The following is a 12,813-nucleotide window of genomic DNA, read 5'->3' as shown; positions in this document are numbered from 1 at the left end:
GTAATATCCCGTTAAGCCTCGAACGGATTCTGTACCAGAATAGTATCTTCACGTTCCGGGCTGGTGGACAGCAGGGCGATCGGACACCCCACCAATTCCTCGACCCGGCGAACGTACTTGATGGCCTGGGCCGGCAGGTCCGCCCAGGACCGCGCATTGGCCGTCGGCTGCTTCCAGCCCTCGATGATCTCATAGATCGGCTCGACCCGGGCCTGCGCGCCCTCGCCCGCCGGCAGATGGTCGATTTCCTTGCCGTCGAGCCTATAACCGATGCAGACCTTGATGCTGTCGAACCCGTCGAGAATATCGAGCTTGGTCAGCGCCAGCCCGGCAATTCCGCAGGTGCGGACAGTCTGTCGCACCAGCATGGCATCGAACCAGCCGACCCGGCGCTTGCGCCCGGTATTGACGCCGAATTCCTTGCCGCGACGGCCGATTTCCTCGCCGATCTCGTCGTTCAGCTCGGTCGGGAACGGACCCTGGCCGACGCGGGTGGTGTAGGCCTTGCAGATGCCCAGCACATAGCCGACCGCACCCGGGCCGAGGCCGGTGCCGGTCGCGGCCTGCGCCGCCACCGTATTGGACGACGTCACATAGGGATAGGTGCCGTGGTCGACGTCGAGCAGCGCGCCCTGCGCGCCCTCGAACAGGATGCGCTTGCCCTCGCGGCGCTTGAGGTCCAGCAGCCGCCACACCGTCTCGGCATAGGGCAGCAGCTTCGGCGCCATCGCCGACAGCTCGCTCAGGATGCTCTTGCCGTCGATCTCCGCGAGGTTGAGGCCGCGGCGCAGCGCATTGTGATGCGCCAGAAGGCGTTCGATCTTGTGCGGCAGGGTGTCGAGGTCGGCGAGGTCCATCAGGCGGATGGCACGGCGGCCGACCTTGTCCTCATAGGCCGGGCCGATGCCGCGGCGGGTGGTGCCGATCGAGGTGATGGCGTTGGACGATTCGCGCAAGGCGTCCAGCTCGCGATGCAGCGGCAGGATCAGCGTGACGTTCTCGGCGATCCGCAGATTGTCCGGTCCGACCGCGACGCCCTGCCCCTTCAGCTTGGCGACTTCGTCGAGGAAGGCCTGCGGATCGAACACCACGCCATTGCCGATCACCGCGAGCTTGTTCGGGCGCAGCACGCCGGAGGGCAGCAGCGCCAGCTTGTAGGTCTCGCCATTGATCACGAGCGTATGGCCGGCATTGTGGCCGCCCTGGAAGCGCACGACGATGTCGGCCTGTTCCGACAGCCAGTCGACGATCTTGCCCTTCCCTTCGTCACCCCATTGGGCGCCGACGACGACAACATTGGCCATTGCGAAGATGTTCCCTTCAGGTGTTTCAGACCATGATCGCGGCGAAAACGCGTCCGCCCACAGCGACCTGCATTGATATGCCCAGCCTAAATCGCGGCGCCCGGCCGCGCGCACGCAAGGCGCCTACCGGATAAAGGAAGCGGCTCGGCTGCGCAAGCAAGAAGGGGCTCGTTTACGCCTTTTAGACGACCTACAACCCTTTGATATCCCCATTAAATTCCATGCTGCGCCCGGGCGCGCCGGGCTGGCGGGAATTTAATGTTACGGCAACGTGACGCCGGACCTGCTGTGGATTGATCGCAGCTCCTATTACGGCGATCATTCACCTAGATTAACCGGCAGGGTCCATGCCCAATTCCACACAAGCGACGATGGCGCTGCGCAAGCTGGGCATTGCCTTCAAGCTTCACACCTATGTCTACGATTCCAGCGCCGAGAGCATCGGGCTGCAGGCGGCCGAGGCGCTCGGCGTCGACCCGAATCGCATGCTCAAGACGCTGATGGCGGAGGTCGACGGCAAGCCGGTCTGCGCCGTGGTGCCGTCCGACTGCGAGGTCAGCATGAAGAAGCTTGCCGCCGCCCTCGGCGGCAAGTCGGCCAGGATGATGCGCCCGGCCGATGCCGAGCGGCTGACCGGCTATCATGTCGGCGGCATCAGCCCGTTCGGCCAGAAGAAGAAGGTGCCGACCGCGATCGACGAGACCGCCCTCACCCACGTCACGGTCTTCGTCAATGGCGGCCAGCGCGGCCTGCAGATCGAGATCGATCCGAACGACGCCGCGCTTGCCGCCGGCGCCACGATGAAGGCGCTGGTGGCGACGCAGGACTGATCCTACGCAAGGCTGAGCCTGCGCGAGACCGATCCTGCGCGAGACTGATCCGAAGACCGGTCGCCGCGATCAATGCGAGGATTTGTCCCTCATGAACTCCGCGCCGACGAAGTCGGACAGGCCGGATAATTCCTCCGCCGTAATATCGTTGACGTTGAGCCGCAGCTGCATGATCGCGAGGTCGAGCAGATGCGCGGCGAAGCTCGCGCCGGCCGCCCTCACGATGCTGCGCTGCTCGATCAAGACAGCGATGACGTCGCGCAAACTGCGCACTTGCACTTGATCCATGGCCCTTTGCCCGGCGCTGGCCGTTGTTAGCTGAGTTGTCATTGGGATACCGATTGTAGTGTGCTGATGGACGCCGCACCCACGGGTGGGATGTACGGCAGATGCCCGGCTTCGTCGCCGAGATGCGGGATGCGCGAGCGCGTCTCGCGGATTTCGATGTCGATGGTCATCGGCGGCGGAATCAGCGTCACCGAGGCTTTCGGCCATGGCGCCGGATTCGGGCTGACGCCGGTGAAGCGATAGGCCGCGGCGATCTCGAGCGCGAGCAGTTGCAGCTCGAGCATCGCAACCCCCATCCCGGCGCAGGCGCGCGGACCGGCACCGAACGGGATGTAGGCATCGGTGTTGTAGCGCCGCGTCATCAGGAAGCGGTCCGGATCCTCGAAATGCCGGGGATCGCGCTGCAGCTGCCAGGGGCAGATCAACAGCGAGGTGCCGACCTTGAGGTCGCGCCCGCCGATCGTCACCGGCTGCATCACCTCGCGCGAGAACCACCAGGCGCTGGGATAGAGCCGGCAGACCTCCTTGACCAGCGTCGCGCTCAGATTGGCGCGCTTCACCGCGTCGAGCCGCAGCTCGCCGTCGTCGCCGAGGCACTCCGCCGCCTCGTCGGCAATCTCGTCCATCAGGGCGGGATCGGCGGCCATCTGGTAGAACATCCACGCTGCAGTCGAACCTGTGGTGTGGTGGCCGGCCAGCAGCAATGTCAGGATCTCGTCCTCGAGATCGCGGTCGGTCAGGCCGAGCGCCTCGAGATCGCGCAGCGCACTGCTCGAGCCGGACTTGCGGCGCAGACGTTGCACCACCGTCGACATCGCAAGCTTGGCACAGACCCGGTTCTTGCGCCGCCGATACCAGGCCACCGGACCGAACGGCAACGCGCGGAACATCTCTTCCGCCAGATCGTCCTCGATCGCGCCCACCGCCTGAACCAGGGCTTCCTCGTCGCCGGAGGACATCACCTGGGAGCCGAAGATCGCGACGCAGATCGTCCGAAGCGCCAGCATCGCGGTGACATGGTGCGGATCGAACGATCCGAGCCGCGCCAGGCTGGCGCCGACCGCGCGGATCTCGGCGCACATATGCGGCAGGAATTTCTCGACGCTGCCCTTGGCCATGTGCTTCTGCAGCACCGCTCGCCGCCGCTTGTGCTCCTCGCCGCTCAGCATCAGCGAGCTGCGGCCGAGCACCGGCGTCAGCTTCTTGATCAGCTTGCCCTTTCCGATGTCGGTCTCCGGCGCCTTGAGGATCGGGCGCAGCAGATCCGGATCGTTCACCAGGAACACCGGCGCGGGACCGAGCTGCAACGGCACCAGCCCCAGCGCGGACTCGTTGCCGCGCGTCAGCAGCAGACGCAGCGGATCACGCTGGAATGCTCGAACGTCCGAGAACATGTGAAGCATCGTGGATCTCCAATTGCCGTCCAAGGTCGAGGAATTTGGTCAGGCCGGGATTGGCGGCGAGACCGAGCGGGATTTCTCCGGCGAGCGCCGTCAGCGGGCGGCCCATGCGATCATTGCCGATCACCTGCGGCGGGCCGTAGCGGCGGGTGCGGATGTCCATGCGGGTAAGAAAACGCTCATAGGAGAGGTCGGCCAGCGCGACGAGCGCCTTCGCTCCGCGCAGCTCGGCGAAGCGGAACATCAGCGCGTAGTTCACGCGTGCGGCCTGCGATCTCGCAACGTTCGGCAGCACGCCGAAACGGCTGATCTCCCAGGCGTCGCGGCTGGTCGGAAAGCGACGCAGCGCAAGCTGCGGGAAGACCGACTTGGTGAGATAGGGATAATCGGTGCGGATAGCCCGGAAACCGCCGACGAGCTCGACGCCGGAGAACAACAGGCAATGCTCGGTATACCAGCAGTCGAACTGATCGCGCTCGACATCCCCGACCGTGGTCAGGAGCCAGCCGCAATGGTCGACGAACAGGCGCTTGCGCAGCCGCAACATCGCCCCGACATGCGCCGGATCAAGCTCTTCCCTGGTAATGAGGGCGTGGTAGCCGTCCAATGAATGAAGCATTTGTCCCTTCCTCCAAATGCGGGAACATCTGGAACAAAAGGGGTTAACTGTGGTACCCCCTAAAACCGGGGGTTTTCGTCAATGGGCCTGGTAGACGCGATTTCGACCATCGAGGCGTCGGATACCATCGACGAGCTCAGCTCGTCATTGCATCGCGTTGTCCAGAATTACGGCTTCTCGGGCTTTGCCTTTGTCGATGCCGGCCGGCCCGACCTTGATCTGCCCTATCATATCGGCACATTTCCCGATGCCTGGAAGCGGGCGTATGTGCAGAACGAGTTCGTTCATGCCGATCCGGCGCTGGCGCGGTCACGACGCACCAACACGCCGTTCAGCTGGAGCAGCCTGAAGCTGCCGGAGCGAAGCGGACGCAAGCGACCGCCCGAGGTCAAGACGATGGATGCCGCCCGGGAGTTCGGATTCAAGGACGGCTTCGTCGTTCCCTTCCATTATCGTGACCGGCTCGGCGCGGTGCATTCGAGCTCGACGGTGTTCTTCTGGGAAGACGAGCCGCGCGACTTCGACAAGCTGTTCGTCTGCCATCGCCATGAGCTGCATCTGTTGATGATCTACTGGGTGCAGCGGGCGATGGACATCGTCAACCGCGACCAGCGCAACGCACCGACCATCCTCAAGCCCGCGGACGCCGCCGAAACCATCAAGCTCACCGGGCGGGAGAAGGAAGTGATCGCCTGGGCGGCGCGCGGCAAGACCGTGGCCGACACCGCGCAGATCCTCGGCATTTCACCGGAGACGGTGGAAGGCTTCATCAAGCAGGCGCTGCGCAAGCTCGAGGCATCCAACAAGACCCACGGGGTGGCCAAGAGCATCGCGCTCGGGATCATCGATTTGTGAGCGGCGCCGCGCAGCCATGGCGGCGCTCCCGGGGCTGCCGCCATGCCGACCGCATCGCCCTGCCAGGACCAGACACCGTGATATGTGGCGCGGTCACACATTCGGTTGGGTTCATCTCCCCGGTCGCCCCCTGATTGCATTCGCGGACGGTCTTGATAATAAGGGCCGTGGCCGGATGACGCCGATGCGAGCATCCCAGACCAGGGTGCGCACTCCGGTGCCCGTCCGGCGCGACTGCCCGGCTGGCGTAGAGGCGCGGATCATCCTGCACGTTGCCCGGTACGGCAGGACCCGTTGTCCAGCCGCATGATCCGTAGAAGTCCCATCGCGACGAACCGCCGGTTCATTTGCTACCAACTTTTGTAGCGAAAATGCTGTCCACGGACCTAGCTGGAGATGGTCTGAACGCATCATGAGCACATCACAGGACGACCAGATCGACCAATTGGTGCAGGCGCGCTGGCGCGCCATCGGGCTGTCGCAGGCGGATCTCGCCGAGATCCTGTGCGCAGGGGCCTCCCTGCAAAAGAACGGCGTCGACGGCACGGTGAAGATCGATACCGGTCGCCTGGCGACCGTAGCCGAGATGCTCGGAATCGCCGCCGACATCCTCAACCGCCGGCCGGTCACGGCAGCGCCGACGCAAGCCGGCCAGACAGCGGAATCGCTGCAGTCCCTGCTCGAACTGCGCATGCTGCGGGTGTTTCGCGACGTGCAGGACCCCGACACCAAGCGGATCCTGATCGAACTCGCCGAGCAGATCGTCAAGCGCCAGACCACGCCGCCGGAGACCGGCTAGGTGGTGTGTCTCTGACGTATGATTTCACTCAGTGTCATTCCGGGGCTCGCGAAGCGAGAACCCGGAATCTCGATCCACGACCTCTGGATTCCGGGTTCGCGACTTCGTCGCGCCCCGGAATGACGGAAGGGCACTTCGCGCATGGTCGCGATGCGTCTATCCCCATTGATGGAATGACGAAATCCGTGTCTGTGATCCGAGCCGGGGAGATCCATACCGGCCCGGCGGTGCCAGCCGGGCAGGCCGCGGCGTCGTGAACCCGGGCCCTCTTCATGTCTGCCTCCGATTCCACCACATCAACGCCTGCGGCCGGCTCCTGGATCGCCAACCAGCCCTATCTGCTGCTCTGCATCACCGCGACATGCTGGGCCGGCAATGCGATCGTCGGCCGCCTCGCCGCCGGCCACATTCCGCCGGTGACGCTGTCGTTCCTGCGCTGGTCGGCGGCATTCCTGATCATCCTGCCGTTTGCCTGGAAGCACCTCGTCCGCGACTGGCCGGTGATCCGCAACAATCTCGGCATCATGGTGCTGATGTCGATCACCGGCATCAGCGCCTTCAACACGCTGCAATACTGGGCGCTCGAGCACACCCAGGCGCTCAACACGCTGCTGCTGCAATCCGCGGCACCGCTGGTGGTCGCGCTGTGGTCGCTGATCCTGCTCGGCGCGCGGCTGACACTGGCGCAATTGTTCGGCGTGCTGCTGTCGCTCGCCGGCGTGCTGGTGATCCTGTTGCACGGCGATCTCACGACGCTGTCGAAGATCGAGTTCAACAAGGGCGATCTGATCTTCATCGTCGCATTGGTGATCTTCGCGCTGTATTCGGTGCTGACCCTGAAGCGGCCCAAGATCCACGGCCTGTCGGTCGCCGCCTTCACCTTCGGCTGCGGCGCGCTGGTCCTGATCCCGCTCTACATCTGGGAACTCGGCGCGCGCCCGGTGATGCAGCTCACGATCAACAATCTGCTGTCGCTGTTCTATGTCGCGGTGTTCCCCTCGACACTGGCCTATCTGTGCTTTAACCGCGGTGTGCAGCTGATCGGCGCCAACCGCGCCGCGCCGTTCTTCCACATGGTTCCGGTGTTCGGCACCATCATGTCGATCGTGTTCATCGGCGAGCATCCGCAGGCCTTCCACTTCATCGGCTTCGCGCTGGTGCTGGCCGGCGTGTTCGCGGCGTCGCGGAAGCAGAGCGCGTAATTCTCCTCTCCCTCTCCCCGTTCTTACGGGGAGAGGGTTGGGGTGAGGGGCTCGCTCCGCGAGGACGGCGAGAGACGAATGCGCGGAGACCCCCCTCACCCGGACCGCATTCCGCTGCGCTGCATGCGATCCGACCTCTCCCCGCAAGCGGGGCGAGGTAAGGAAAGCCCGCGGTGACTATCGGCGGCAAATCCGCTATCTCTTCAGGTCTGCTTCGCAGACGGGTTTTACGCATGGCGCGCGCCAGCAATCTCTTGATCGGCACCCTGACGCTGGCCCTGGTCGCCGGCTCGCTCGGCGGTTGGCTGGGCTATCAGCGCTATGCCGGCATCAAGCGGATGGTGCCGTTCCGCGTCATCTTCGAGGGCTCGGCCTCCGGTCTACGCCGCGGCGGCAGCGTCAACTTCGCCGGCGTGCGGATCGGCGAGGTGGTCTCGATCAGGCTCGACCGGCACCGCGTGGTGGCGATGACGCGGATCGAAGGCAACGCCCCGATCAAGAAGGACACCCAGGCCGGCCTCGAATTCCAGGGCCTGACCGGGATCGCTTCGATCTCCTTCACCGGCGGCACCGACGATGCGCCGCCGCCGACGCTCGGCGCCGACGGCATTCCCGAGCTGACCGCCGACGCCGAAGGCACGATGGGGATCCAGGAGAAGCTGCGGGTCGCGCTGCGCAATGTCGACCGCGTCATCAGCGAGAACGAGGCCGACATCAAGGACTCGCTGCTCGGGCTCGAGAACTTCACCAATTCGCTGTCCGGCAATGGCGAGCTGATCGCCGGCTTCATCGACGCCGCCGACGACGGCATCAGCGCGGTCGACGCCAAGATGAACTCGGCCGACAAGTTCCTGAAAAGCTTCGGCAGCGACAAATATGGCGGCGAGCTGCTGCCGACCGTGATCTCGCTGCGCGAGCTGATCCAGAGCTTCGACAAGAAATCCAGCGCCATGATCGCCGAGACCCGCAAGACGCTCAGCGACGTCAGCCAGTCCGTCAACAAGTTCAACGAGAAATTTGTCGGGCCCGCCGGCAGGCGCTAGATCATGATGCGTTTCCATGGAATCGCATCATGATCTCATCTCTTTGTTTGAGCATGATCTCCGCGCAAACGCGTTCCGCGTTGTCGCGAGGGAAAACCGGTTTCCACTTTTCCGGATCATGCTCTAGTCTGGCCTTCCGACCAAGAACCAAGAACAACGGAAACGCTCAACGTGCACGATCGGACCGCAGCCCCCTCTCCGCCTCCCGTAACCGTCAACCGCGCAGCACCCGCCGTACCCCGGCATCTGCGGCGCTATCTCACGCTCGACGATTTCGAGCCGCAGGCGCGCCGGCTGCTGCCGAAATTCCTCTACGGCTACATCTCCGGCGGCGCCGAGACCGATATGGCCCGCACCGACAATCGCCGGGCGTTCGAGGAATACGGCTTCGTGCCGCGGGTGCTGCAGGACGTCTCCGGCCGCGACCAGACCACGACGCTGTTCGGCAAGAGCTACGCCTCGCCGTTCGGCATTCCGCCGATGGGCTCGTCCGCGCTGTGCGCCTATCGCGGCGACATCGTGCTGACGCGCGCCGCTTCTGCCGCCAACATCCCGATGATCCTGTCGGCCTCCTCGCTGATCACGCTGGAGGACGTTCGCGCCGCCAATCCTTCGGCCTGGTACCAGGCCTATCTCGCCGGCCTTCCCGAGCGGATCGAGCCGCTGGTCGATCGCGTCGCCGCCGCCGGCTACGACACCTTCGTCGTCACCGCCGACGTGCCGGTGCCGCCCAACCGCGAGAACAATATCCGCAACGGCTTCCAGGTGCCGCTTGAGATCACGCCGCGGGTGTTCTGGGACACCATCACCCATCCCGACTGGCTGCTCAACACCTGGGCGCGCACCGTGTTCAATCACGGCATGCCGCATTTCGAGAACATGGACGCCAAGCAGGGCCCGCCGGTGCTGTCCAAGAACCTGATGCGCAACATCGGCAGCCGCGACCAGCTGGCCTGGAAGCATGTCGAGCTGATCCGCAAGCGCTGGAGCGGCAAGCTCGTGGTCAAGGGACTGATCGCGCCGGAAGACGCCCGGCTGGCGCGCGAGCATGGCTGCGACGGCGTCATGGTCTCCAACCATGGCGGCCGCCAGCTCGACTACACCGTCTCCGGCTTGCGCACGCTGCCGGAGATCGCGGCGCAGAAGGGCAACATGACCGTGATGGTCGACGGCGGCATCCGCCGCGGCACCGACGTGATCAAGGCACTGGCGCTCGGTGCTGATTTCGTCTGGGTCGGCCGGCCGTTCCTCTATGCCGCCGTGGTCGCCGGCGAGGCCGGCGTGGCGCGCGCGATCTCGCTGTTGCATGCCGAGATCGACCGCGACCTCGCGCTGCTTGGCATCCGCAGCCTGAAGGAGATCACTCCGGACCTGGTGCGGAAGTTCTGAGACGATTGCATCCGCAACGGGACTACGTCCCCTCTCCCGCTTGCGGGGGAGGGCTAGGGCGGGGGTATCTCTGCTGGCGAGAGAGTCGTTGTGTGGCGAAAGCCCCCACCCGCTGCGCCCTTCGGGCACAGCGACCTAAGAGCGAGCTTCGCTCGTCTCGACCCCCGCAAGCGGGAGAGGTAAGAAACCATCACGCATAGCGCGCCGCGCCCATGCACAGCGCGGTGATCGCGAGCAGCCCGGCGGCGATGCGCTGGGCAACCGCCAGCCGCGCGCGCGCGGCTGACGTATCGTCTGCGCTGCTGCGCAGCTGCCGGACCGCGCCGCCGCCGACGATGACCTGCACGGCGATCGCAGCCAGCGCTGCGATCGCGCCACCGGCCAGAATCTGCTCCGACAGCCCGAACGAGCCTTCATGGACCAGGCGCCAGAGCGTGGCGCCGGTCACGATCGCGACCGTCGCGGCGCCGATTTGCGGAAGCAGCAGCTTTTCGCCGCCGAGGCCACCGGTGCGCGCCAGGGTGAAGCTCGAGCCGGCCCAAAACACCGATGACAGGACGTGAAGGGACAGCGCTATGATGAGGGCGGTCTGCATGATGTCGCTCCAGATGGGCCTTGGAAATTAGATATACATAATGTATAGTCAATCTGACGAAAGCAAGGCAAACCGATGCCGCCGCGCAGCTATGTGAGCCCGGCGCGCAGCGCCGCCGCCGCCGAAACCCGCGAGCGCGTGATCGAGGCCGCCTCGCGCACATTGCGCGACGAGAGCATCGCCCGCTTCTCGCTGGATACGGTGGCCAAGGCGGCGGGCGTGACCCGGCTGACGGTCTACAACCAGTTCGGCTCGCGGCGCGGGCTGCTCGAGGCGGTGTTCGACGAGATCGCGCGCCATGGCGGGCTGCACCAGCTCGCCGACGCCATGACGATGGCCGATCCGCGCGCCGCGCTCGACCGGATGGTGGAGATCTTCTGCGGATTCTGGAGCCGGGATTCCGCGGTCGGCCGGCTGCATGACGCGATGGCGACCGATCCCGAATTCGCCGAGGCCGTGCGCGAGCGCAACGAGCGCCGCCGCCGCGGCGTCACCGCATTGATCGACCGCATCGCGGGCAAGAGCGCATCACAGCAGGCGCGCAGCGACGCCGTCGACCTGATCTTCGCGCTGACGAGCTATCCGACCTTCGCGTCGCTGAGCGCGGGGCGGTCGAGCGATGATGTCTGCCGTGTCGTGCAGAGCGCCTGCCACGCGGCATTGAAGCCGCTCGCGCCGCTTTCAGACCCGTCATCCTGAGAGAATGTGCATGTATTCAGCGTCGTCCTGGCGAATGCCAGGACCCATTACCCCAACCGCTTGTTGTTGTGCGAGGCTGGGGCCACCATCGCACGCTCAATCGAATTCGGTGGTTATGGGTCCTGGCTTTCGCCAGGACGACGGCGGGGGGAGGCCGCTCGCTACAATTCTCACCCCGTCATCCTGAGGCGCGAGCCTTGCGACGCAATTGCGCCGCTGGGCGAGCCTCGAAGGATGAATCGGCCACAGTCGGGCCGTCGCCCTTCGAGGGCCGCTGAAGAAGCGACCACCTCAGGGTGACGGGGTCAGCGCTCGGTAGACTTGAACTTGCTGTAGGCCTCGCGCGTCGCGATTATGACGTGCTCCTCGCAGCCGTTGCGGCGATGCGGGTCGCAGCGGTCTTCGTAGTCGGCCGAGGTCATCATGTCGATGAAGGCGGCGACGCTCGGGTAGTAGACCAGCGCGAGATAATCCCAGCGCTGGCCGGCCGGCTCGCCGAGGGCGACAGTCTCGGCGCTGCCGGTCCACAGCAGCGTGCCGCCGCGCGCCTTGATCATCGGGACGGTGAGCGCGCTGTAGCGCAAATAGGCATCCCAGCCCGAGCCGTCGCCGTCGAGCGACCGCGCGCGAAACCGCATCAGATTGACCATCACGACCGGCGCCTCGCGGTCCAGCTCGTTCAGGCCTTTGACGTTCAAGAGATCGACACCCATCACCCGCTCCCGCCCAAGGCACATCGGTCTAGCCGCAACGATTATGTCACATCGCGGGACTAGCCTGAAATACCGCCGAGCCGTAAGCTCAGGTCAGCTCTCGGAGGTCAAGGCCGTGATGACCCTTCCAGAACTAGCGGCCGACGCGCTCGGCAAGTTCCTCGGCGAGTACATGCAGCGCCGGTTCGGCTCTTCGCAGACCCAGCTGGTGGAAATGGTGCCCTCGATCGCCCGGATCGCGCTCGAATGCATCGGCAACAGCGACGCGCTCTATCACAATGTCGAGCACACCATGCTGGTGACGCTGGCCGGCCACGACATCCTGCGCGGCCGCGCGCTGCACTCGCATATGAGCGCCGAGGATTATGCCCATGTCATCATCGCCTGCCTCACCCATGACATCGGCTATGTGCGCGGGCTGTTCGAGGCCGACGGCCAGGACGGCTATCTGGTCGATGCCGATGGTCGCAAGATCATCCTGCCGCGCGGCTCGTCGGATGCGGCGCTGATGTCCTACCACGTCGACCGCTCCAAGATCTTCGTGATGGAGCGGCTCAAGGGCGTCACCCTGCTCGACAAGGAGCGCATTGTGCGTGCCATCGAAGGCACCCGCTTTCCGCTGAGCGCCCCTGATGACGACGAGGATTTCGGTGAAGAGGCCACCCTGCTGCGGGCCGCCGATTTGATCGGCCAGCTCGGCGATCCCCACTACATCCGCAAGGCCAACGCGCTGTACATCGAATTCGAGGAGGCCGGACTGAACCGCCAGCTCGGCTACGATTCGCCGGCCGATCTCGTCGACCGCTATCCGCGCTTCTACTGGGACAGCGTCGCCCCGCATGTGCAGAAGGCGATCCGCTACCTCAACATCACCTCGAGCGGACGGCAATGGATCGCCAATCTCTACAGCAACGTGTTTCGCGCCGAGCGCGACATCTCGCTGTCGGGGCCGCAGAAATAGGCGGCGGGCCGACGAAGACCCATCCCCGTCATCCTGAGGTGCGAGCGGAGCGAGCCTCGAAGGATGAATCGGCCACAGCCGGGCCGTGCATCCTTCGAGACGCGCTCCTCAGGATG

14 protein-coding genes are annotated in these 12,813 nt (G+C 65.1%); 8 read left to right on the top strand and 6 right to left on the bottom strand.

The annotated features are described in order from the left end of the window. Positions 1–11: 11 nt before the first annotated feature. Positions 12–1,304, bottom strand: coding sequence for an adenylosuccinate synthase (locus J6525_RS33185; RefSeq protein ID WP_225647839.1), 1,293 nt, complete (start codon positions 1,302–1,304; stop codon positions 12–14). Between the two features lie 347 nt (positions 1,305–1,651). On the opposite strand from J6525_RS33185, the gene ybaK reads away from it, so the two are divergent. Then, positions 1,652–2,134, top strand: a complete 483-nt coding sequence (gene ybaK, locus J6525_RS33180; RefSeq protein ID WP_028333475.1) for a Cys-tRNA(Pro) deacylase — start codon at positions 1,652–1,654, stop codon at positions 2,132–2,134. Positions 2,135–2,203: 69 nt separating this feature from the next. On the opposite strand, the gene J6525_RS33175 is transcribed toward ybaK, so the two are convergent. Genes J6525_RS33175 through J6525_RS33165 form a run of 3 tightly spaced genes read right to left on the bottom strand, consistent with a single transcriptional unit; the run spans position 2,204 to position 4,441 of the window. Continuing rightward, positions 2,204–2,422 carry a hypothetical protein gene (locus tag J6525_RS33175; protein ID WP_016842680.1) on the bottom strand — a complete coding sequence of 73 codons (219 nt, stop codon included), beginning with the start codon at positions 2,420–2,422 and terminating at the stop codon, positions 2,204–2,206. 38 nt (positions 2,423–2,460) lie between these two features. Further along, a complete protein-coding gene (locus J6525_RS33170) occupies positions 2,461–3,825 on the bottom strand; it encodes a cytochrome P450 (protein ID WP_225647838.1) in 1,365 nt (454 codons plus the stop codon). Then, positions 3,785–4,441, bottom strand: coding sequence for an acyl-homoserine-lactone synthase (locus J6525_RS33165; RefSeq protein ID WP_168857556.1), 657 nt, complete (start codon positions 4,439–4,441; stop codon positions 3,785–3,787). Before J6525_RS33165 ends, J6525_RS33170 begins: the two co-directional genes overlap by 41 nt. An 81-nt stretch (positions 4,442–4,522) precedes the next feature. On the opposite strand from J6525_RS33165, the gene J6525_RS33160 reads away from it, so the two are divergent. The 5 genes from J6525_RS33160 (at position 4,523) to J6525_RS33140 (ending at position 9,729) form a co-directional block, all read left to right on the top strand. Continuing rightward, complete coding sequence (locus J6525_RS33160; protein WP_016842683.1) at positions 4,523–5,296, top strand: helix-turn-helix transcriptional regulator; 774 nt, start codon at positions 4,523–4,525, stop codon at positions 5,294–5,296. Between the two features lie 412 nt (positions 5,297–5,708). After that, on the top strand, positions 5,709–6,095 hold the full coding sequence (locus tag J6525_RS33155) for a hypothetical protein (protein WP_028343499.1): 387 nt from the start codon (positions 5,709–5,711) through the stop codon (positions 6,093–6,095). A 272-nt stretch (positions 6,096–6,367) separates the two neighbouring features. Then, entirely contained in the window at positions 6,368–7,297 is a 930-nt protein-coding gene (locus J6525_RS33150) for a DMT family transporter (RefSeq protein WP_028343500.1), read from the top strand. A 233-nt stretch (positions 7,298–7,530) separates the two neighbouring features. Beyond that, positions 7,531–8,340: an MlaD family protein gene (locus J6525_RS33145; protein ID WP_225161409.1), complete on the top strand. Its 810-nt coding sequence runs from the start codon at positions 7,531–7,533 to the stop codon at positions 8,338–8,340. 171 nt (positions 8,341–8,511) lie between these two features. Further along, positions 8,512–9,729, top strand: coding sequence for an alpha-hydroxy acid oxidase (locus J6525_RS33140; RefSeq protein WP_312010018.1), 1,218 nt, complete (start codon positions 8,512–8,514; stop codon positions 9,727–9,729). A 190-nt stretch (positions 9,730–9,919) separates the two neighbouring features. On the opposite strand, the gene J6525_RS33135 is transcribed toward J6525_RS33140, so the two are convergent. Continuing rightward, positions 9,920–10,324, bottom strand: a complete 405-nt coding sequence (locus J6525_RS33135; RefSeq protein ID WP_225647837.1) for a hypothetical protein — start codon at positions 10,322–10,324, stop codon at positions 9,920–9,922. 75 nt (positions 10,325–10,399) lie between these two features. On the opposite strand from J6525_RS33135, the gene J6525_RS33130 reads away from it, so the two are divergent. Next, positions 10,400–11,023 carry a TetR/AcrR family transcriptional regulator gene (locus J6525_RS33130; RefSeq protein ID WP_225647836.1) on the top strand — a complete coding sequence of 208 codons (624 nt, stop codon included), beginning with the start codon at positions 10,400–10,402 and terminating at the stop codon, positions 11,021–11,023. A gap of 305 nt (positions 11,024–11,328) precedes the next feature. Here the strand turns inward: J6525_RS33130 and J6525_RS33125 are convergent, their stop codons facing one another. Then, a complete protein-coding gene (locus J6525_RS33125; RefSeq protein WP_225647835.1) occupies positions 11,329–11,736 on the bottom strand; it encodes a DUF1330 domain-containing protein in 408 nt (135 codons plus the stop codon). Between the two features lie 115 nt (positions 11,737–11,851). Between J6525_RS33125 and J6525_RS33120 the strand changes: the two genes are divergently transcribed. Further along, the gene (locus J6525_RS33120; RefSeq protein WP_092085207.1) at positions 11,852–12,697 is read left to right on the top strand and encodes a metal-dependent phosphohydrolase; all 846 of its coding nucleotides are present in this window, start codon (positions 11,852–11,854) and stop codon (positions 12,695–12,697) included. Positions 12,698–12,813: the final 116 nt, after the last annotated feature.

Origin of the sequence: Bradyrhizobium australafricanum, assembly GCF_020329495.1 — a bacterium.
Taxonomy (GTDB): domain Bacteria; phylum Pseudomonadota; class Alphaproteobacteria; order Rhizobiales; family Xanthobacteraceae; genus Bradyrhizobium; species Bradyrhizobium australafricanum.
This window is presented reverse-complemented; position numbering and strand designations above follow the sequence as displayed.

Coding starts and splice junctions, on each gene's coding strand:
- J6525_RS33185 (WP_225647839.1), bottom strand. CDS start 1,304: ATGGCCAATGTTGTCGTCGTCGGCGCCCAATGGGGTGACGAAGGGAAG.
- ybaK (WP_028333475.1), top strand. CDS start 1,652: ATGCCCAATTCCACACAAGCGACGATGGCGCTGCGCAAGCTGGGCATT.
- J6525_RS33175 (WP_016842680.1), bottom strand. CDS start 2,422: ATGGATCAAGTGCAAGTGCGCAGTTTGCGCGACGTCATCGCTGTCTTG.
- J6525_RS33170 (WP_225647838.1), bottom strand. CDS start 3,825: ATGCTTCACATGTTCTCGGACGTTCGAGCATTCCAGCGTGATCCGCTG.
- J6525_RS33165 (WP_168857556.1), bottom strand. CDS start 4,441: ATGCTTCATTCATTGGACGGCTACCACGCCCTCATTACCAGGGAAGAG.
- J6525_RS33160 (WP_016842683.1), top strand. CDS start 4,523: ATGGGCCTGGTAGACGCGATTTCGACCATCGAGGCGTCGGATACCATC.
- J6525_RS33155 (WP_028343499.1), top strand. CDS start 5,709: ATGAGCACATCACAGGACGACCAGATCGACCAATTGGTGCAGGCGCGC.
- J6525_RS33150 (WP_028343500.1), top strand. CDS start 6,368: ATGTCTGCCTCCGATTCCACCACATCAACGCCTGCGGCCGGCTCCTGG.
- J6525_RS33145 (WP_225161409.1), top strand. CDS start 7,531: ATGGCGCGCGCCAGCAATCTCTTGATCGGCACCCTGACGCTGGCCCTG.
- J6525_RS33135 (WP_225647837.1), bottom strand. CDS start 10,324: ATGCAGACCGCCCTCATCATAGCGCTGTCCCTTCACGTCCTGTCATCG.
- J6525_RS33130 (WP_225647836.1), top strand. CDS start 10,400: ATGCCGCCGCGCAGCTATGTGAGCCCGGCGCGCAGCGCCGCCGCCGCC.
- J6525_RS33125 (WP_225647835.1), bottom strand. CDS start 11,736: ATGGGTGTCGATCTCTTGAACGTCAAAGGCCTGAACGAGCTGGACCGC.